The following is an 18,417-nucleotide window of genomic DNA, read 5'->3' on the forward strand; positions in this document are numbered from 1 at the left end:
ATGGTAATGCCTGGTGACAACGTTGAGATGTCAGTAGAGTTAATCCACCCGATCGCAATGGACCCAGGTCTACGTTTTGCGATTCGTGAAGGTGGTCGTACTGTAGGCGCTGGTGTTGTTGCTAAAGTAACTGCATAAGCCCAATACCATGTGTTACACTCAAATCGAAAGCTCCGGCTTTCGATTTGTACGTTAGGTCAGTAGTTCAATTGGTAGAGCGTCGGTCTCCAAAACCGAATGTTGGGGGTTCGAGTCCCTCCTGGCCTGCCACTTTTTTTTAATAAAAAAGCTTAATTCTGGCTGAGTTGTCATATAATAAGTCGCGAATTCTACGACGAGTAAAAAAATGTCGAATGATAAATCGCGTGACGCATTAAGCGACGCGCCAATCCCTCAAAGAAATAATGTTGCAGAAGTTGTAAGTTCTGGTTCACCGCTAGATGTTGTCTTGTGGTTGATTGCTATAGCTTTATTAGTCGGTTCAGCATTGGTAAATCAGCATTTACCTGCCTATTGGGCGCCAGCAAATGATATTTGGGTGCGTGTTGGGGTGATTTTGGCTTGTGTCGTAGTCGCTTTAGGTTTATTATACGCCACCCATCAAGGCAAAGGCTTTGTGCGTTTATTGCAAGATGCGCGAATTGAACTGCGTCGAGTGACCTGGCCAACAAAACAAGAGACGATCACGACATCGTGGCAAGTTCTCTTAGTTGTACTTGTTGCATCATTGGTTTTATGGTGTTTCGACTACGGGTTAGGTTGGTTTATTAAGTTAATTATTGGGTAAGAACGCGATGAAACGTTGGTATATTATTCATGCCTATTCAGGCTTTGAAAAACAAGTGATGCGTTCGCTTAATGATCGAATTCAGCGTAGTACTGTTGCTGAGAGCTTTGGTGAAGTCCTTGTTCCTACTGAAGAAGTGGTGGAAATGAAGGATGGTAAGAAGCGTAAGTCTGAGCGTAAATTCTTTCCTGGCTATGTATTGGTCGAAATGGAAATGAATGATGATACTTGGCATATTGTAAAAGAGTGTCCAAAAGTTCTTGGTTTTATTGGTGGTACACCAGAAAAACCAGCGCCGATTTCACAACGTGAAGCTGATGCGATCCTTGCTCGTGTACGTAATACAGGTGAAGCACCTCGTCCTAAGACGATGTTTGAACCTGGTGAAGAATTGCTCGTTGTTGACGGTCCGTTCACTGACTTTAAAGGGGTCGTGGAGGAAGTTCAATACGAAAAGTCACGTTTAACGTTGACGATTAATGTATTTAATCGACCAACTCAGGTTGAACTCGAGTTTCGCCAAGTCGAAAAAACGGTTTAATCTGCGTCGGTTGAGAAGCGCCCGATCTGATCGGGCATTGTTGTTCTAACACTTCGGTGTTGTTTAATTTTTTGGGGAGCCTAGCGGCGTCTGTACCCAGAGGTAATTTTCAATGGCTAAGAAGATTGACGGCTATATCAAGCTGCAAGTTCCAGCTGGTAAAGCAAATCCATCTCCACCAATTGGTCCTGCATTGGGTCAACGTGGTGTAAACATCATGGCATTCTGTAAAGAATTCAATGCTGCTACACAAAAACTTGAAGTTGGTTTGCCAATTCCTGTCGTGATCACTGTGTACAACGATAAGTCGTTCACTTTCATCATGAAAACTCCACCTGCATCTATTCTTCTTAAGAAAGCTGCTGGTATTCAAAAGGGTTCTTCTGTACCTAACAAAACTAAAGTTGGTAAGTTGACTCGTGCTCAGTTAGAAGAAATCGCGACTACTAAAGAACCAGATTTAACTGGTGCTGATTTAGACGCTCGTGTGCGTACCATTGCTGGTTCTGCACGTTCTATGGGCTTGGAAGTGGAGCTATAAGACATGGCAAAGTTAACTAAACGTCAAAAAGCCATTGCTGCTGCTGTAGAAGCAAACAAAGTTTACACTTTGGAAGAAGCAGTACAAGTTCTTAACAGCCTTCCAGCTGCGAAGTTCAAAGAATCTTTAGATATCGCTGTAAACCTTGGTGTAGACCCACGTAAATCTGATCAGGTTGTTCGTGGTGCTACAACTTTACCTGCGGGTACTGGTAAAACTGTACGTGTTGCAGTATTTGCTCAAGGTGCTGCTGCTGAAGCTGCGAAAGCTGCTGGTGCTGATATCGTTGGTTTTGATGACCTTGCTGAAAGCATTCAAGGTGGAAACCTTGATTTCGACGTCGTTATTGCTGCTCCTGATGCAATGCGCGTTGTTGGTAAGCTTGGTACAATTCTTGGTCCACGTGGCTTAATGCCAAACCCGAAAGTGGGTACAGTAACGCCTGACGTTGCTAACGCGGTTAAGAATGCTAAATCAGGTCAAGCACGTTACCGTGTAGACAAAGCGGGTATCATCCACGCTGCTATCGGTCAACTTGGCTTTAGCGAAGAAGCAGTACGTCAAAACGTTGAAACTTTAATTGCAGACTTGAAAAAGTTAAAGCCTGCAACGTCTAAAGGTGTATACGTTAAAAAGATCACTTTGAGCTCAACTATGGGTCCTGGTTTGATCGTTGACGTAAGCAACGTTTCTAAGTAATTAGTAAGAATTTTGAAGCCCTGAAAGCTCCCTCTCTTTATAGGAGAGGGTTGGGGAGAGGTTTTATATCCTCATCCCTACCTTCTCCCTGAGGGAGAAGGGGTTTTTAGGCAAACTTTGAATTGATAAATGAATGTTTATCAGCGTCAAAGACCTCAGGCGAGAAATATTTTCGAATGTTTTTCTTAATCATCCAGTCTGAGTAGACGCGGTGGTGTGATTTGTTGCTCCTCCGCGTGTAAGTCTGAATAGGGCTTACGAATTGGGAGTGCACTCGTATGAGTGCATAAATCACCGTTAGGAGGTTTTACGATGGCTCTTCTTATCGAAGACAAAAAACAGATCGTTGCTGAAGTAAGTGAAATTGCTTCTACAGCGTTCGCTGCCGTTGTTGCTGACTACCAAGGTTTAACTGTTGAGCAATTAACTGCTCTTCGTGTTGAAGCTCGTAAACTAGGTGTTGCTACACGTGTTGTACGTAATACTTTAGCTAAACGTGCTCTTCAAGATACGCCATTCGCTATCTTGAATGACGACCTTGTTGGTCCAACAATCTTAGCATTCTCAACTTCTGAAGACGACATGGGTGCAGCTGCACGCTTGTTCGAAGAATTTGCTAAAACTAATAAAGCATTTGAATTAAAGGCTGCTGCATTTGAAGGCAAACTTTATCAAGGTGCTGACGTTAGCGTTATCGCGAATCTTCCGAACCAAGAAAAAGCGCTTACTATGCTTGCCTCTGTTCTTCAAGCTCCTATTTCGAAATTGGGTCGCTTACTTACAGCGCTTCAAGAGAAAAACGGGTCAGAAGCTGCTTAAGCTTAAATCTACTTTCACACCATTCAATATCCATTTGGAGTTACTCTCATGGCTTTAACAAACGAAGAAATCTTAAACGCAGTTGCTGAAAAAACTGTTCTTGAACTTGTTGAACTTATTTCTGCTTTCGAAGAAAAATTCAACGTATCTGCTGCTGCTGTAGCTGTTGCTGCTGGTCCAGCTGCTGCTGCTGTTGAAGAACAAACTGAATTCAACGTTGAGTTGACTTCTTTCGGTGCTAACAAAGTTGCTGTAATTAAAGCAGTTCGTGAAGCTACTGGCCTTGGTCTTAAAGAAGCTAAAGATCTTGTTGAAGGCGCTCCTGCAGTTCTTAAAGAAGGCGTTTCTAAAGAAGAAGGCGAAGAACTTAAGAAGAAGCTTGAAGAAGCTGGTGCTACAGTTACACTTAAGTAATGCTGTAGGGAGTCGATTTTTTGAAAATCGGCTCCAAAAAATGGCTGATGGCTCTTGGGTCATCAGCCTTTTTGCGTTACAATAATCGGCTCGTTTTTTGTTAGTTTTACGTTTAACGTGCGTATTATTTAGGCAAAACACATAAAATCAAACGCTTACCAATATTTTTTTGCTTATAAAAATATTGTTAAGCGTTTTAATACCACTAAAAATTGCAGCATTTGTAAACAGTGGTGGCCATATCGGCCTGCGTAATTCCTTCTAGACCCGTTCTGCAGGCGGGTTTAGTTTACTTTCCGAGGACTCCAGATGGCATACTCATATACCGAAAAGAAACGGATCCGTAAGAATTTTGGTAAATTGCCCCACGTAATGGAAGCACCGTACTTACTTTCGATTCAGGTCGATTCGTACCGTACATTCTTACAAGGCGGTAAAACTCCAAAAAATCGCGAAGATATCGGTCTCCAAGCCGCATTTCGTTCAGTTTTTCCTATTGAAAGTTATTCTGGCAATGCTGCTTTAGAATTTGTTGAGTATAGTCTTGGTAAGCCTGAGTTTGACGTACGTGAATGTATTTTACGTGGTTCAACTTATGCAGCACCAATGCGCGTAAAAATTCGTTTGATCATTAAAGATCGTGAAACGAAATCAATTAAAGACGTTCGTGAACAAGAAGTTTACATGGGTGAAATGCCACTCATGACCGATAACGGTACTTTCGTTATCAACGGTACAGAGCGTGTAATCGTATCTCAATTACACCGTTCACCAGGTGTATTCTTTGACCATGACAAGGGTAAAACCCACTCAAGTGGTAAAGTGTTGTATTCAGCACGTATTATTCCTTACCGTGGTTCATGGTTAGACTTTGAATTTGATGCCAAAGATTTAGTCTTTGTACGTATTGACCGTCGTCGTAAATTATTGGCAACGGTGATTTTACGTGCCTTGAATTACAGCAATGAACAGATCTTGAATTTGTTCTACGAAAAAGTGCCTGTATATCTTGATATGGGTAGCTATCAGATTGACCTTGTTCCAGATCGCTTACGTGGTGAAATGGCGCAATTTGATATCTTAGACAATGATGGTAAAGCGATCGTTGAACAAGGTAAACGTATTAATGCGCGTCATGTACGTCAAATGGAAGCTGCTAACTTAGCGAAGCTTTCTGTACCTGATGAATATTTATATGAGCGTATTACAGCTGAAGACATTCCATTGAAAAATGGCGATGTAATTGCTGCGAATACTGTACTTAGCCATGAAATCTTGGTGAAGTTGGCTGAAGGTGGTGTTAAACAGTTTAACATCCTATTCACCAATGACATCGATCGTGGTTCTTTCGTTGCTGATACATTACGTGCAGATACAACAACAGGTCGTGAAGAAGCACTTGTTGAAATCTATAAAGTAATGCGTCCAGGCGAGCCACCAACCAAAGAAGCTGCTGAAAACTTATTCAACAACTTGTTCTTCTCTTCTGAGCGTTATGACCTATCTCCAGTGGGTCGTATGAAGTTCAACCGTCGTTTGGGTCGTCCTTACGAAGTGGGTACGGATCAGAAGTCTCGCGAAGTTGAAGGTATTTTATCGCACGAAGATATCATTGATGTACTGCGTACATTGGTTGAAATCCGTAACGGTAAAGGTGAAGTCGATGATATCGATCACTTGGGTAACCGTCGTGTACGTTCTGTTGGTGAAATGACAGAAAACCAATTCCGTGTTGGTTTAGTCCGTGTTGAACGTGCTGTTAAAGAGCGTTTAAGCCAAGCAGAAACAGATAACTTGTCTCCGCAAGATTTGATCAATGCAAAACCAGTTGCTGCTGCAATCAAAGAATTCTTTGGTTCTAGCCAGTTGTCTCAGTTCATGGATCAAAACAACCCATTGTCTGAGATTACACACAAACGTCGTGTATCTGCGCTTGGTCCTGGTGGTTTGACACGTGAACGTGCGGGCTTTGAAGTACGTGACGTACATCAAACTCACTATGGTCGTGTTTGTCCAATTGAAACGCCTGAAGGTCCAAACATTGGTTTGATCAACTCGCTTTCTGTTTATGCAAAAGCAAACGATTTCGGTTTCTTGGAAACACCTTACCGTAAAGTTGTTGATGGCCGTGTAACTGATGATGTTGAATATTTATCTGCAATTGAAGAAGTAGGTACTGTCATTGCACAGGCCGATTCTGTTGTTGATAAAGATGGTCACTTGACTGAAGAAATGGTTTCTGTACGTCATCAAGGTGAATTCGTACGTATGTCGCCTGAGCGCGTAACACATATGGACGTTTCTGCTCAACAGGTTGTTTCTGTTGCTGCATCATTGATTCCATTCCTAGAACACGATGATGCGAACCGTGCATTGATGGGTTCGAACATGCAACGTCAGGCTGTGCCTACCTTACGTGCTGACAAACCGCTTGTTGGTACAGGTATGGAAGCAAACGTAGCACGTGACTCTGGCGTGTGTGTGATTGCTGACCGTGGTGGTGCGATTGAATATGTAGATGCATCTCGTATCGTTATTCGTGTCAACGAAGATGAAATGATCGCGGGTGAAGCAGGTGTAGATATCTATAACCTGATCAAATACACACGTTCAAACCAAAATACATGTATCAACCAAAACGTTATCGTAAACTTGGGTGACAAAGTTGCTCGTGGCGATATCTTGGCTGATGGTCCATCGACTGATATGGGTGAACTTGCGCTTGGTCAAAACATGCGCGTCGCGTTCATGACATGGAACGGTTATAACTACGAAGACTCGATCTTACTTTCTGAGCGTGTACTTCAAGAAGACCGTTTAACCTCGATTCACATTCAAGAATTGTCATGTGTAGCGCGTGATACTAAGTTAGGTGCAGAAGAAATTACTGCCGATATTCCTAACGTTGGTGAAGCTGCACTGTCTAAGTTGGATGAGTCTGGTATTGTTTACATCGGTGCTGAAGTGACTGCAGGTGACATCCTTGTTGGTAAGGTAACCCCTAAAGGTGAGACTCAGTTAACACCAGAAGAAAAGCTACTTCGCGCAATCTTTGGTGAAAAAGCAGCTGACGTTAAAGACTCTTCTTTACGCGTTCCATCTGGCACTAAAGGTACGGTGATTGACGTTCAAGTCTTCACACGTGATGGTTTGGAAAAAGATGAACGTGCTCAAGCAATTGAGAAAGCTCAGCTTGACGCATACCGTAAAGACTTGAAAGAAGAATACAAAATCTTCGAAGAGGCAGCACGTGAACGTATTGTTCGTTTGTTGAAAGGTCAAGAGTCTAACGGTGGTGGTTCAACTAAACGCGGTGATAAACTTTCTGAAGACGTATTGTCTGGTTTAGAGCTGGTTGATTTACTTGAAATCCAACCGACTGATGAAGCAATTGCAGAGCGTCTAACTCAAATTCAAGTGTTCTTGAAAGAGAAGAGCTATGAAATTGATGAGAAGTTTGCAGAGAAGAAGCGTAAACTTTCTACAGGTGATGAATTAACCACTGGCGTATTGAAAGTTGTTAAGGTTTACCTTGCTGTTAAACGTCGTATCCAGCCTGGTGATAAGATGGCGGGTCGTCACGGTAACAAAGGTGTTGTATCAAACATCTTGCCTGTTGAAGACATGCCGCACGATGCGAATGGTGTACCAGTCGATATCGTATTGAACCCATTGGGTGTACCGTCACGTATGAACGTGGGTCAGATTCTTGAGACTCACTTAGGTATGGCGGCCAAAGGTCTGGGTGACAAACTCGAAAAAATGTTGAAAGAGCAGCGTACAGTGTTAGAACTACGTGACTTCTTAGACAAGATTTATAACAAGGTTGGTGGTGAGCAGGAAGAGCTTGATAGCTTGACTGACGCAGAAATCTTGGCACTTTCAGGCAACTTACGTGCTGGTGTTCCATTGGCAACACCTGTATTTGATGGCGCTGAAGAAAGCCAGATCAAAGACTTGCTTGAACTTGCTGACATCTCACGTACGGGTCAAACAGTATTGTTTGACGGACGTACAGGTGAACAGTTTGACCGTCCTGTAACTGTAGGTTACATGTACATGCTCAAATTGAACCACTTGGTTGATGACAAGATGCATGCGCGTTCAACGGGTTCTTACTCACTTGTGACTCAACAGCCGCTTGGTGGTAAAGCACAATTCGGTGGTCAGCGTTTCGGTGAGATGGAAGTATGGGCACTTGAAGCATACGGTGCAGCATATACTCTCCAAGAAATGCTTACTGTGAAGTCGGATGACGTCGAAGGCCGTACACGCATCTATAAGAATATTGTAGATGGTAACCATTATATGGATCCGGGTATGCCTGAATCGTTCAACGTATTGACCAAAGAGATCCGTTCTTTAGGTATCAACATTGAACTGAAAAATGGTGACTAAAAAATCTCCCCCAACCCCTCTTTAGGAAAGAGGGGAGAAAGTCCTCCTTTGTAACGGGGGATTTAGGGGGGATTATAGATTCCCAAATTTCAGTAAAAACAATATTTGTGACCCAGTCGGGTGAGCTTAGCTTCCCGACACACGGAGAAAAAAATTGAAAGACTTGCTCGATATCATGCGTAAGAAAACGGATTCAGAAGGTCATGCACCTGTTGAATTTGACCGTATCCGTATTGGTCTTGCGTCGCCAGAGATGATTAAGTCATGGTCTCACGGTGAAGTTAAAAAGCCTGAAACCATTAACTACCGTACTTTTAAACCTGAACGTGACGGTTTGTTCTGTGCCAAAATTTTTGGTCCAGTAAAAGATTACGAATGCTTGTGTGGTAAATACAAGCGTATGAAATATAAAGGCGTCATTTGTGAAAAATGTGGCGTTGAAGTAACAACTGCGAAAGTTCGTCGTGAACGTATGGGTCACATCGAGCTTGCTTCTCCAGTTGCACACATCTGGTTCTTGAAATCATTACCGAGCCGTATCGGTTTACTTCTTGATATGACATTACGTGATATCGAGCGCGTATTGTATTTCGAATCTTATGTTGTTACTGATCCTGGTATGACTCCGTTTGAAAAGTATCAACTTTTAACAGACGAAGAATACTACAATGCACTTGAAGAACACGGTGATGAATTCGCTGCGAAAATGGGTGCAGAGGCAATTCAAGATCTATTGAAAGATATCGATCTTGAAGCAGAGATTGCGCGTTTACGTGAAGAAATTCCTCAAACAACCTCTGAGACGAAACTTAAGAAATCGTCTAAGCGTTTGAAATTGATGGAAGCTTTCAACGATTCGAACAACAAGCCAGAATGGATGGTGATGAATGTACTGCCAGTACTTCCACCAGACTTACGTCCGCTTGTACCACTTGAAGGTGGTCGTTTCGCGACTTCTGACTTGAACGATTTATATCGTCGTGTGATTAACCGTAACAACCGTTTGAAGCGTCTTCTTGACCTTGCTGCACCAGACATTATCGTACGTAACGAAAAACGTATGTTACAAGAGTCTGTAGATGCATTGCTTGATAACGGTCGTCGTGGTCGTGCGATTACAGGTTCGAACAAACGTCCATTGAAATCTTTGGCAGATATGATCAAAGGTAAACAAGGTCGTTTCCGTCAAAACTTGTTAGGTAAGCGTGTTGACTATTCTGGTCGTTCGGTCATTACCGTTGGTCCTACTTTACGTCTTCACCAATGTGGTCTTCCGAAGAAGATGGCACTTGAGTTATTCAAGCCATTCATTTTCGCGAAACTACAAGCCTCTGGCCAAGCAACAACCATTAAAGCTGCGAAGAAAATGGTTGAGCGTGAGACGCCAGAAGTTTGGGACGTTCTTGCTTCTGTGATTCGTCAACATCCAGTCATGTTGAACCGTGCGCCAACACTTCACCGTTTAGGTCTTCAAGCATTTGAACCTATTCTGATTGAAGGTAAAGCGATCCGTCTTCACCCACTCGTTTGTGCTGCGTTTAACGCCGACTTCGATGGTGACCAAATGGCGGTACACGTTCCATTGACACTTGAAGCACAGTTAGAAGCGCGTGCCTTGATGATGTCGACCAACAACATCTTGTCACCTGCAAACGGTGAGCCAATCATCGTTCCTTCTCAGGACGTTGTCTTGGGTCTTTACTACATCACACGTGATGCGGTAAATGCCAAAGGTGAAGGCATGGTGTTTGCGGATACACACGAAGTTAACCGTGCGTTAGCGACGGGTAAAGTTGCGATCCATGCACGCGTAAAAGTACGTGTACACCAAACTGTAATCGATGAAAATGGTCAGCGCGAAAAGCAAACTATTATTGTTGATACAACACCAGGTCGTTGCTTGTTGTGGGAAGTGGTTCCACAAGGTTTAAGCTTTGAATCGATCAACCTTGAGATGACCAAGAAAAACATCTCTAAGTTAATCAACTCTTGCTACCGTAAATTGGGCTTAAAAGATACTGTTATCTTTGCTGACCAATTGATGTATTTGGGCTTCCGTCAAGCGACGCGTTCAGGTGTATCTGTAGGTATGGAAGACATGCTTATTCCACCAAATAAGCACACCATTATCGACAAAGCTGAAACTGAAGTTCGTGAAATCGAACAACAGTTTGAACAAGGCTTCGTAACTGCGGGTGAGCGCTATAACAAAGTGGTCGATATTTGGGCACGTACCAATGACCAAGTTGCGAAAGCGATGATGGACAACTTGTCTTATACACTTGTTAAAAACAAACAAGGTGAAGATGAAAAACAGAAATCATTCAACTCGATTTATATGATGTCTGACTCGGGTGCCCGTGGTAGTGCGGCGCAGATCCGTCAGCTTGCTGGTATGCGTGGTTTGATGGCTAAGCCAGATGGCTCGATCATTGAGACACCAATTAAAGCAAACTTCCGTGAAGGTTTGACGGTACTTCAGTACTTCATCTCAACACATGGTGCACGTAAAGGTTTGGCCGATACGGCATTGAAAACTGCGAACTCTGGTTACTTAACTCGTCGTCTTGTAGACGTAGCACAAGATTTAGTGATTACTGAATCTGATTGTGGTACAGCTGGCGGCTTGGTGATGACACCATTCATTCAAGGTGGTGACGTTATCGAACCATTACGCGATCGCGTATTAGGTCGTGTAACTGCTGAAGATGTACGTCGTGCATCTGATGATGAAGTGGTACTTCCACGCGGTACCTTAATTGACGAAAAAATTGCTGCTCAGCTTGAAGAAGCGGGTGTCGATGAAGTTAAAGTACGTTCAGTTATCGCATGTGAATCTACATTCGGTGTGTGTGCACGTTGTTATGGTCGTGACCTTGCACGCGGTCACTTGGTGAACCCAGGTGAATCTGTCGGTGTAATGGCTGCACAGTCAATTGGTGAACCAGGTACACAGTTAACAATGCGTACCTTCCACGTAGGTGGTGCTGCGAGCCGAACTTCTGCTGCAAACAGTGTTCAAGTCCGTAACAAAGGTACTGTACGTTTCCACAACGTGAAAACTGTACAACATGCTAAAGGTCACTTGGTGTCTGTTTCACGTTCAGGTGAAATTGGTATTGCGGATGACTTAGGCCGTGAGCGTGAGCGTTATAAACTTCCTTATGGTGCAAGCATCTTGTTGAAAGATGGTGAAGCTGTAGAAGCTGGCGGTATCGTAGCGACTTGGGATCCACATACACATCCATTGGTAACAGAAGTTGCGGGTAAAGCACGTTTCAGCCAAATCGCTGATGGCGTAACTGCAACATCTAAAACTGATGATGCAACAGGTATGACCACTGTTGAAATCTTGCCTGTAACAGCTCGTCCTGCTTCTGGTAAAGATTTACGTCCAGCAATCGTGTTAGATACAACCGATGGCGGCGAACAGTTCTACTTCTTACCACAAAACACGATCGTTACTGTCCGTGATGGCGCAACGATTGGTGTGGGTGATGTACTTGGTCGTGTACCACAAGAAACCTCACGTACCCGTGATATTACCGGTGGTCTTCCACGCGTAGCTGACTTGTTCGAAGCACGTAAGCCGAAAGAACATGCGATTCTTGCAGAAGTATCAGGTGTTGTAAGCTTCGGTAAAGAGACCAAAGGTAAGAATCGTTTAGTGATCAGTCCGGATGATGGCTCTGAGATTTATGAAGAGTTAATTCCAAAATGGCGTACGATCAACGTGTTCGAAGGTGAGCATGTGAACCGTGGTGAGACCATTTCTGATGGTCCACAAAACCCACATGACATCTTACGTTTGAAAGGCGAAGTTGCGTTAACGAACTACATCGTGAATGAAGTTCAAGACGTTTACCGTCTCCAAGGTGTAAAAATCAACGATAAGCATATTGAAGTTGTTGTACGTCAAATGTTGCGTAAAGTTGATATCACTGATGGTGGCGATACAAGCTTCATCAAGGGTGAGCAAGTGGATTACATCCGCGTTGTTCAAGAGAACCAAGCTGTCTTGGCTCAGAACAAGTTCCCTGCGAAGTTTGAACGTCTGCTTATGGGTATTACCAAAGCATCGCTTTCTACAGACTCGTTCATTTCTGCTGCATCGTTCCAGGAAACAACACGTGTGTTAACTGAAGCTGCTGTAACAGGTAAAGAAGATGATTTACGTGGCTTGAAAGAAAACGTTGTTGTGGGTCGTTTGATCCCAGCAGGTACAGGTCTTGCGTATCACTTAGAGCGTCGTCGTCAAGAATCAGAAGCTGCTGAATTTGAACTTCATAACGATTTCAGTGAAGTTGACCAAGCATTTAGTCAAGCGTTGAACTCAGACCAGTTCTAAGTCTTAACGAATTAAAAAGGCACCTTCGGGTGCCTTTTTTTGTGGAAAAATACAGCAGTTGTTACAAAAACACATTACAGCATCAGTATTTGATTACTTAATCAAAGTAAACAGTTCATTAAACAATACTATCCTATGCACATCTGAGAGAGGAGTAGTACGAATGAAAAAAATGATGATGGTTGCAGGCGTTGCTTTAATGTCAAGCACGCTTTTTGTGGGTTGCCAGAATGCGAGTCCAGAAAGCAAACGTATTGGTTCTGCTGCAATTGGTGGTGGTGCAGGCGGTGCGGTAGGTAAGCACGTTGGCGGTAATTTGGGCGCAGGTCTTGGTGCTGCAATTGGCGCGGGTGTTGCTGCGAATGCCAAAGGCTCAAATAGTAAAAATACCAGAAACAGTGCGATCGGTGCTGGCTTAGGTGCGGTGATTGGTGGTGCAGTATTGGGTGGTGACTCTGGTGCTGCGGTAGGCGGCGCACTGGGTGGTAGTGCTGGATCTGCTTATGGTGAGAAAAAAGGCAAATACTAAGCCTGAGCTTAAACTTGCTGATGACAGTGCTGCCGATTTAACGATTTAAATCAGGTTATTTCTATCGCTGTCATTTTAAAAGCGCCTCTCTCAGTGATGAAACTAAGATTGCTGAGAGAGCTTTAAGCAGAAATATTTAGTATTTATCTAGTCTATTTGCTATTTTTTAAGCATTCTGAATACACCAAATTTTTAATTCAGTATATCCAAATTATTTCTACTTTTATGTATTTCCCAGTGCTAAGCCGCTTTAATTGGCTGGAGCCGACCATCTACCTTTACAAAATATCAATCGATTGGGACATAGCGATAACACAATGTGATCAAATTTCCCATAAAAGAAGATTATGCTTTTCTATAGAACGTATAGAAGTGAGTATAGTCATGAAAAAAACAATTGGTTTAGTTTCAACTTTAGTGTTATCGGCGGTAATGTTCACGGGCTGTCAAAATATGAGTGCCGCTGACCAGCGTATTGGTACAGCAGCCCTTGGTGGTGCTGTCGGTGGCGGTCTAGGTAACCATGTTGGTGGTGGATTAGGTGCGGGTGTTGGTGCCGCTGCGGGTGCGGGTGTTGGTGCCAATGCGAAAGGCGCGAATAGTAGCTCTACCACCAGTAGCGCGATTGGTGCTGGTATAGGTTCTGTGGTGGGTAAAGCAATCTTTGGTGGTGACTCAGGCGCTGCAATTGGTGGTGCAATTGGTGGTGGTGCTGGTGCCGCAATCCAAGAGAAAAAGAGATAATTTCTGATCATCAGATTCAAAAATGCCTGCAAATGATTGCAGGCATTTTTATGTGAATGGAGCTAAGCACTGGCTTTGGGTTTTTTACGACGGATATAAAGCACCTTTTCGACTTCTGCGATTCGTGTTCCTGCATCATCCACAATATTTAATGTGTAATGGCGTAGAACCGGCTCATGGTTCTCAGCCAACTTCTTGATTTCAATGATTTCATCGCGACCTAATTTAATCTCAGCATACACTGTATTACGCCCCGGTGAGAGAAAATTAATGGTGGCACTTTTATCCCAGACAATATATTTATGCCCTAAATGATGAATCAGAATCAGCATATAAAAGGGATCGACCATCGAATATAGACTACCGCCAAAATGTGTCCCGACAATATTTCGATTACGTCGAGTCAGTGGCATTTTGACCCGGATGTAATAATCATCCAGATCAATGGTTTCAATCTCAATACCTGCACCGCGATAAGGTGAGTAATGATTCAGCATAAATTTGGATATCGCGGGAATGGTTCGAATTTTTTTGAAAAAGTCTTTCATGGTCAATTTTTTTTCTTGCAACTCTATTCATACTCCATAAGTATCATTTTTATTGCATCGCTGGCAATGGCTGTTTTATGAACAGCCGATAGAAAACAAAATGGGAAAAATTATGCAAGCACAAGTCAAAACAGTCACAACATCGGATCAGCAAACATTATGTGTCAAAACATGGGGAGATGAGAAAAAAACGCCTTTGGTTTTAGTACATGGTTATCCAGATAATCAGGAAGTTTGGGAGCCGATCATTGAAAACCTGGTCAATGAATACTATGTGGTGACTTATGATGTGCGTGGAGCAGGTCTGTCTTCGATTCCTAAACGCATCAAAGATTATCGTCTGCCACGTTTGTCATTGGACCTTCAAGAAGTGGTTGATGCTGTGATCCCAGGCCGTAACTTTCATATGGCAGCGCACGATTGGGGCTCGTTACAATCTTGGGAATCTGCGACTGAACCAAAATTAAAAGGTCGCTTATTATCTTATACGACGATTTCAGGTCCTTGTTTAGATCATGCTTCTTTGTATCTGCGTGAAAAATTTAAATCAGCACCAAGCAATGTATTAAAAATGCTGACCAAATCTTGGTATATCGGTGCTTTCCATTTACCTTTCGTTGCACCAACGGTATGGACATTCTTTAGCCCTGAGAAATGGGGCAAGATTTTGAGTGGTTTGGAAAAGAAGAAAGATTTACCTCTGAATGCCAATATTGTGGCGGATGGTAAATACGGTATTAACCTGTATCGCGCCAATTTTATTCCTTCATTGACTCAACCACGTCAACGCTATGCGCAATGCCCTGTACAAGCGATCGTATTACAGCGTGATGCTTTTGTGAGTCCAGAGTACATTACGGAATCGATGCCAAAATGGGTGGAAAAATTTGAATATGTTGAACTTGATGCCAACCATTGGGCTGTATTGAGTCAGCCAGAAAAAATTGCTGAACTGATCCGTCAATTCGTGCAACGCCAAGCTGCTTAATGCTTTAGTGGATTTATTAAGCTAAAAATCACTTGAGATGCAGCACAATTCGGCGATATTTTCAGCTTCATGATTATGAATCTGCTAGAATATCGCCTTTTCTTTGCTCCTGAATTTGTTCATGAATGCTGTCGTAATTGCGATTGCCGTGATGTTTATCTTGTCACTGGCACGAGTTTCTGTTGTTCTCACTTTGGTGATTTCAGCCATTATTGGAGGCTTGGTCGCTGGTCTAAGTCTTTCTCAAACTGTAGAAGCATTTAATGCTGGCTTGGGCGATGGTGCTGAAGTTGCTTTGGCTTATGCGGTATTAGGTGCATTTGCATTGGCACTTTCAAAGTCTGGATTGCCAGATTTACTGGCGCATAAACTGATTGGTTTATTGGGGATGGAAGCAGGTAAAAATCAACAGAAAAAGGTGAAATATCTGTTATTAACCATTCTGCTGATTGCTGCAATCTTTTCTCAAAACCTGATTCCTGTGCATATCGCGTTTATTCCAGTCTTGGTTCCACCTTTATTAAAAGTGATGAATCATTTAAAGCTGGATCGACGTGCGGCAGCATGTGTGATGACCTTGGGTTTGGTGGGAACCTATATTTTCCTGCCTGTTGGTTTCGGCGCGATCTTCCTTGAACAGATTCTGATGGGCAATATCAACAAGATTGGCGCAACTTACGGCTTGCATGTGGAACGGGGCATGATGCCAATCGGTATGGCGATTCCAGTCTTAGGGATGGTGATTGGTACTTTGGTGGCGGTATTTATTAGCTATCGTAAGCCGCGTATTTATGTTGATCGTTCAATTACGCCAGTCAAAACCATTGACCTAGATAAGCCACTGAAAGTGACTACCCAAGCAGAATATGATCTTAAAGCTGATGCTGAAGAACTCAAACAAGAAGCTGAGAATGTACCGTATATCTCCAAAAAAACCATGTTTATGGCTATACTGGCGATCGGTTTAACTCTGGTTGCACAGTTGTATTCGGGTTCGATGATCCTCGGTGGCTTAGTCGGCTTTGCTGTGTTATCTGCTTCTGGGATTTTTAAATGGCAAGATGCTGATGACGTATTTGTACAAGGGATGCGTATGATGGCGCTAGTGGGCTTTATCATGATCTCTGCAGCAGGTTTTGCCTCAGTGATGACCCATACAGGCGATATCACGCATCTGGTCAATGGCGTGGTGCATATCATCGGAGATAACCATGCATTAGCCGCGTTCCTAATGCTCTTTATAGGCTTGTTCGTGACGATTGGTATTGGTTCATCATTTTCAAGTGTGCCTGTACTGGCGGTGATTTATGTCCCTTTGTGCGTACAGTTCGGCTTCTCACCATTGGCAACGATTGCTTTAATTGGTACTGCTGCGGCATTGGGTGATGCGGGTTCACCTGCATCTGATTCGACCTTAGGACCTACAGCTGGTTTAGGTGTAGATGGTCAACATGATCACATTTGGGATACGGTTGTGCCGACTTTTATACATTTTAATATCCCATTGCTTATTTTTGGCTGGATTGCCGCAATGATTTTATAATGAAAAATGGCTCGTTAAGAGCCATTTTTTATGCTTATATATTTTTTAGTGTTAAAATATAAAAATAATCAGTATTTGACATTTTTTGTCTCTTTTTTAATCTAATTTTATAATGTGTTTTTAATATTAAGTTTTGCGTAATTATATTTTTAAATTCACCTAAAATGAATTTTTCTAAAAACTTTATTTGATATTTTGGAATACCTTATCCCGATAAAAATGCTAGGTTTTATAGTGATTTAACTTGATTGAAATAGTCTGAATTAATGATTTTTACATATTTTAACAATTATATTTTATTAATATTCAATATATTACAAAATAGATTTAAAAGGTCGGAATTAATAAGTATTGCATAATGTAAAAACCCGTGTTTATTATGTTGAACAAGAACATAAATTGTTAAAGAGGTTGTTTAAATGTTAAAGAAAGTATTGGTTGTTGCATTATTGGGGTTATCTTCAACTGCATTTGCAGGGGGTTTTCAAGTTAAAGTGGGTGCGAGTGTTATTAACCCGACTGCGGATACAACGTTGGCCCCAGGCGCAACGGTTAAAGGTGATGATGAGTTTGCATTTACACCGTCAGTTGAATATTTTTTTGGTGAAACACCGTTCTCAGCAGAATTATTATTAGCAACTCCAATTAACCATGACGTATTATTAAATGGTGAAAAAGTTGCTAGTGTTCGTCAATTACCACCTACGATTACAGCAAAATATAATTTCAAAAATTCAACTCGTTTTACACCTTATATCGGTGTGGGTGGCACAGCCTTCATCCCTTGGAATGAAAAGGGTGTAGCGAAAGATGTGAAAGAAGCATTTGGTTTTGCTGGTCAGTTGGGTTTTAACTTCCAACCTGCAGATGCTAAAAACTGGGGTGTTTATGTCGATGTACGTTATGCAGATATTAGCCCAGAAGTGACATTGGTGGATGGTACTAAATTTGATTTAGATCTCAATCCAGTGGTGTATACATTAGGCTATAGCTACAAATTCTAAGTCAGTGAATGATTGAAGAACCTCACCTTGTGTGAGGTTTTTTATTTTTGCAATTTGAATATAAAACCGATACAGGCTTCAACACTTGAGTTTTGTATGCTGAGACATAAGCTTAAATAAAAGTGAATGATTCATGATGAAAAAATTGATAACGACAGCATTATTACTGACACCCTTATTCTTTTTGTCCCAAGCTCAGGCAGCCAGTTTCTCTTGTCAGGCTGCCAAGCTAAAAGCTGAGCAGCAGATCTGCAATGACCGCAGTTTAAATGATGCCGATGTCAAACTCGCGACGACCTACCAAATTATTCTGCATGCTTTACCTATGGGTGGGCGTGATGCAGAGAAAGATCAACAATTTAAATGGCTAAAACAACGTAATTCCTGTGCTGCCAATAGCCCTTGTCTGAAGCGTGCTTATGCACAAAGACAGCAACAGTTAGATCAGCTTCTACAAACACGCGTCTTGAGCCAAGGCCCATTCTAATTGTAACTTTTGTGCGATTTTTAGCTT

General features: G+C 42.4%; 15 protein-coding genes, 1 tRNA gene and 1 pseudogene. 16 read left to right on the plus strand and 1 reads right to left on the minus strand.

Annotated features, from left to right (window positions below):
- From MN869_RS08360 to MN869_RS08415, 12 genes and pseudogenes are all read left to right on the plus strand, one after another.
- A pseudogene (locus MN869_RS08360) lies at positions 1-138 on the plus strand (elongation factor Tu); the annotation flags it as partial.
- 56 nt (positions 139-194) lie between these two features.
- Positions 195-270 (plus strand) — tRNA-Trp (locus MN869_RS08365).
- A gap of 76 nt (positions 271-346) precedes the next feature.
- Positions 347-787, plus strand: coding sequence for a preprotein translocase subunit SecE (secE, locus tag MN869_RS08370; RefSeq protein ID WP_004802225.1), 441 nt, complete (start codon positions 347-349; stop codon positions 785-787).
- A 7-nt stretch (positions 788-794) separates the two neighbouring features.
- Positions 795-1,328: a transcription termination/antitermination protein NusG gene (gene nusG / locus MN869_RS08375; protein ID WP_171551596.1), complete on the plus strand. Its 534-nt coding sequence runs from the start codon at positions 795-797 to the stop codon at positions 1,326-1,328.
- Positions 1,329-1,440: 112 nt separating this feature from the next.
- Positions 1,441-1,869: a 50S ribosomal protein L11 gene (gene rplK, locus MN869_RS08380; protein ID WP_004637639.1), complete on the plus strand. Its 429-nt coding sequence runs from the start codon at positions 1,441-1,443 to the stop codon at positions 1,867-1,869.
- A gap of 3 nt (positions 1,870-1,872) precedes the next feature.
- Positions 1,873-2,568 (plus strand): 50S ribosomal protein L1, encoded by a 696-nt coding sequence (gene rplA / locus MN869_RS08385; protein ID WP_004656290.1) that lies wholly within the window; start codon positions 1,873-1,875, stop codon positions 2,566-2,568.
- Positions 2,569-2,880: 312 nt separating this feature from the next.
- A complete protein-coding gene (gene rplJ / locus MN869_RS08390) occupies positions 2,881-3,387 on the plus strand; it encodes a 50S ribosomal protein L10 (RefSeq protein ID WP_004802230.1) in 507 nt (168 codons plus the stop codon).
- Between the two features lie 48 nt (positions 3,388-3,435).
- On the plus strand, positions 3,436-3,801 hold the full coding sequence (rplL, locus tag MN869_RS08395; protein ID WP_004802232.1) for a 50S ribosomal protein L7/L12: 366 nt from the start codon (positions 3,436-3,438) through the stop codon (positions 3,799-3,801).
- Between the two features lie 309 nt (positions 3,802-4,110).
- Positions 4,111-8,199, plus strand: a complete 4,089-nt coding sequence (gene rpoB / locus MN869_RS08400; RefSeq protein ID WP_171551595.1) for a DNA-directed RNA polymerase subunit beta — start codon at positions 4,111-4,113, stop codon at positions 8,197-8,199.
- 154 nt (positions 8,200-8,353) lie between these two features.
- Positions 8,354-12,547, plus strand: a complete 4,194-nt coding sequence (gene rpoC / locus MN869_RS08405) for a DNA-directed RNA polymerase subunit beta' (RefSeq protein WP_171551594.1) — start codon at positions 8,354-8,356, stop codon at positions 12,545-12,547.
- A 163-nt stretch (positions 12,548-12,710) separates the two neighbouring features.
- Positions 12,711-13,076, plus strand: coding sequence for a DNA transfer protein p32 (locus MN869_RS08410; protein WP_241334155.1), 366 nt, complete (start codon positions 12,711-12,713; stop codon positions 13,074-13,076).
- A gap of 384 nt (positions 13,077-13,460) precedes the next feature.
- The gene (locus MN869_RS08415; protein ID WP_004802240.1) at positions 13,461-13,820 is read left to right on the plus strand and encodes a YMGG-like glycine zipper-containing protein; all 360 of its coding nucleotides are present in this window, start codon (positions 13,461-13,463) and stop codon (positions 13,818-13,820) included.
- A 62-nt stretch (positions 13,821-13,882) separates the two neighbouring features.
- Here MN869_RS08415 and MN869_RS08420 read toward each other — a convergent pair whose 3' ends face one another.
- Positions 13,883-14,368, minus strand: coding sequence for a DUF4442 domain-containing protein (locus tag MN869_RS08420; protein WP_243307243.1), 486 nt, complete (start codon positions 14,366-14,368; stop codon positions 13,883-13,885).
- A 112-nt stretch (positions 14,369-14,480) separates the two neighbouring features.
- Here MN869_RS08420 and MN869_RS08425 point away from each other — a divergent pair, with 112 nt between their 5' ends.
- The 4 genes from MN869_RS08425 to MN869_RS08440 all read left to right on the plus strand — a co-directional run bounded on the left by MN869_RS08425 (position 14,481) and on the right by MN869_RS08440 (position 18,390).
- Positions 14,481-15,356, plus strand: a complete 876-nt coding sequence (locus MN869_RS08425; protein WP_243307032.1) for an alpha/beta fold hydrolase — start codon at positions 14,481-14,483, stop codon at positions 15,354-15,356.
- A gap of 121 nt (positions 15,357-15,477) precedes the next feature.
- Positions 15,478-16,899 carry a Na+/H+ antiporter family protein gene (locus MN869_RS08430; RefSeq protein WP_243307034.1) on the plus strand — a complete coding sequence of 474 codons (1,422 nt, stop codon included), beginning with the start codon at positions 15,478-15,480 and terminating at the stop codon, positions 16,897-16,899.
- A gap of 419 nt (positions 16,900-17,318) precedes the next feature.
- Complete coding sequence (locus MN869_RS08435) at positions 17,319-17,903, plus strand: OmpW family outer membrane protein (RefSeq protein ID WP_243307036.1); 585 nt, start codon at positions 17,319-17,321, stop codon at positions 17,901-17,903.
- Between the two features lie 136 nt (positions 17,904-18,039).
- Positions 18,040-18,390: a hypothetical protein gene (locus MN869_RS08440; protein WP_243307244.1), complete on the plus strand. Its 351-nt coding sequence runs from the start codon at positions 18,040-18,042 to the stop codon at positions 18,388-18,390.
- Positions 18,391-18,417 lie beyond the last annotated feature (27 nt).

Origin of the sequence: Acinetobacter sp. NIPH1876 (genome assembly GCF_022808535.1) — a bacterium.
Taxonomy (GTDB): domain Bacteria; phylum Pseudomonadota; class Gammaproteobacteria; order Pseudomonadales; family Moraxellaceae; genus Acinetobacter; species Acinetobacter higginsii.

Bases quoted from the DNA above. Each gene is read 5' to 3' on its own strand.
- secE (WP_004802225.1), top strand. From the start codon at position 347: ATGTCGAATGATAAATCGCGTGACGCATTAAGCGACGCGCCAATCCCT.
- nusG (WP_171551596.1), top strand. From the start codon at position 795: ATGAAACGTTGGTATATTATTCATGCCTATTCAGGCTTTGAAAAACAA.
- rplK (WP_004637639.1), top strand. From the start codon at position 1,441: ATGGCTAAGAAGATTGACGGCTATATCAAGCTGCAAGTTCCAGCTGGT.
- rplA (WP_004656290.1), top strand. From the start codon at position 1,873: ATGGCAAAGTTAACTAAACGTCAAAAAGCCATTGCTGCTGCTGTAGAA.
- rplJ (WP_004802230.1), top strand. From the start codon at position 2,881: ATGGCTCTTCTTATCGAAGACAAAAAACAGATCGTTGCTGAAGTAAGT.
- rplL (WP_004802232.1), top strand. From the start codon at position 3,436: ATGGCTTTAACAAACGAAGAAATCTTAAACGCAGTTGCTGAAAAAACT.
- rpoB (WP_171551595.1), top strand. From the start codon at position 4,111: ATGGCATACTCATATACCGAAAAGAAACGGATCCGTAAGAATTTTGGT.
- MN869_RS08410 (WP_241334155.1), top strand. From the start codon at position 12,711: ATGAAAAAAATGATGATGGTTGCAGGCGTTGCTTTAATGTCAAGCACG.
- MN869_RS08415 (WP_004802240.1), top strand. From the start codon at position 13,461: ATGAAAAAAACAATTGGTTTAGTTTCAACTTTAGTGTTATCGGCGGTA.
- MN869_RS08420 (WP_243307243.1), bottom strand. From the start codon at position 14,368: ATGAAAGACTTTTTCAAAAAAATTCGAACCATTCCCGCGATATCCAAA.
- MN869_RS08425 (WP_243307032.1), top strand. From the start codon at position 14,481: ATGCAAGCACAAGTCAAAACAGTCACAACATCGGATCAGCAAACATTA.
- MN869_RS08430 (WP_243307034.1), top strand. From the start codon at position 15,478: ATGAATGCTGTCGTAATTGCGATTGCCGTGATGTTTATCTTGTCACTG.
- MN869_RS08435 (WP_243307036.1), top strand. From the start codon at position 17,319: ATGTTAAAGAAAGTATTGGTTGTTGCATTATTGGGGTTATCTTCAACT.
- MN869_RS08440 (WP_243307244.1), top strand. From the start codon at position 18,040: ATGAAAAAATTGATAACGACAGCATTATTACTGACACCCTTATTCTTT.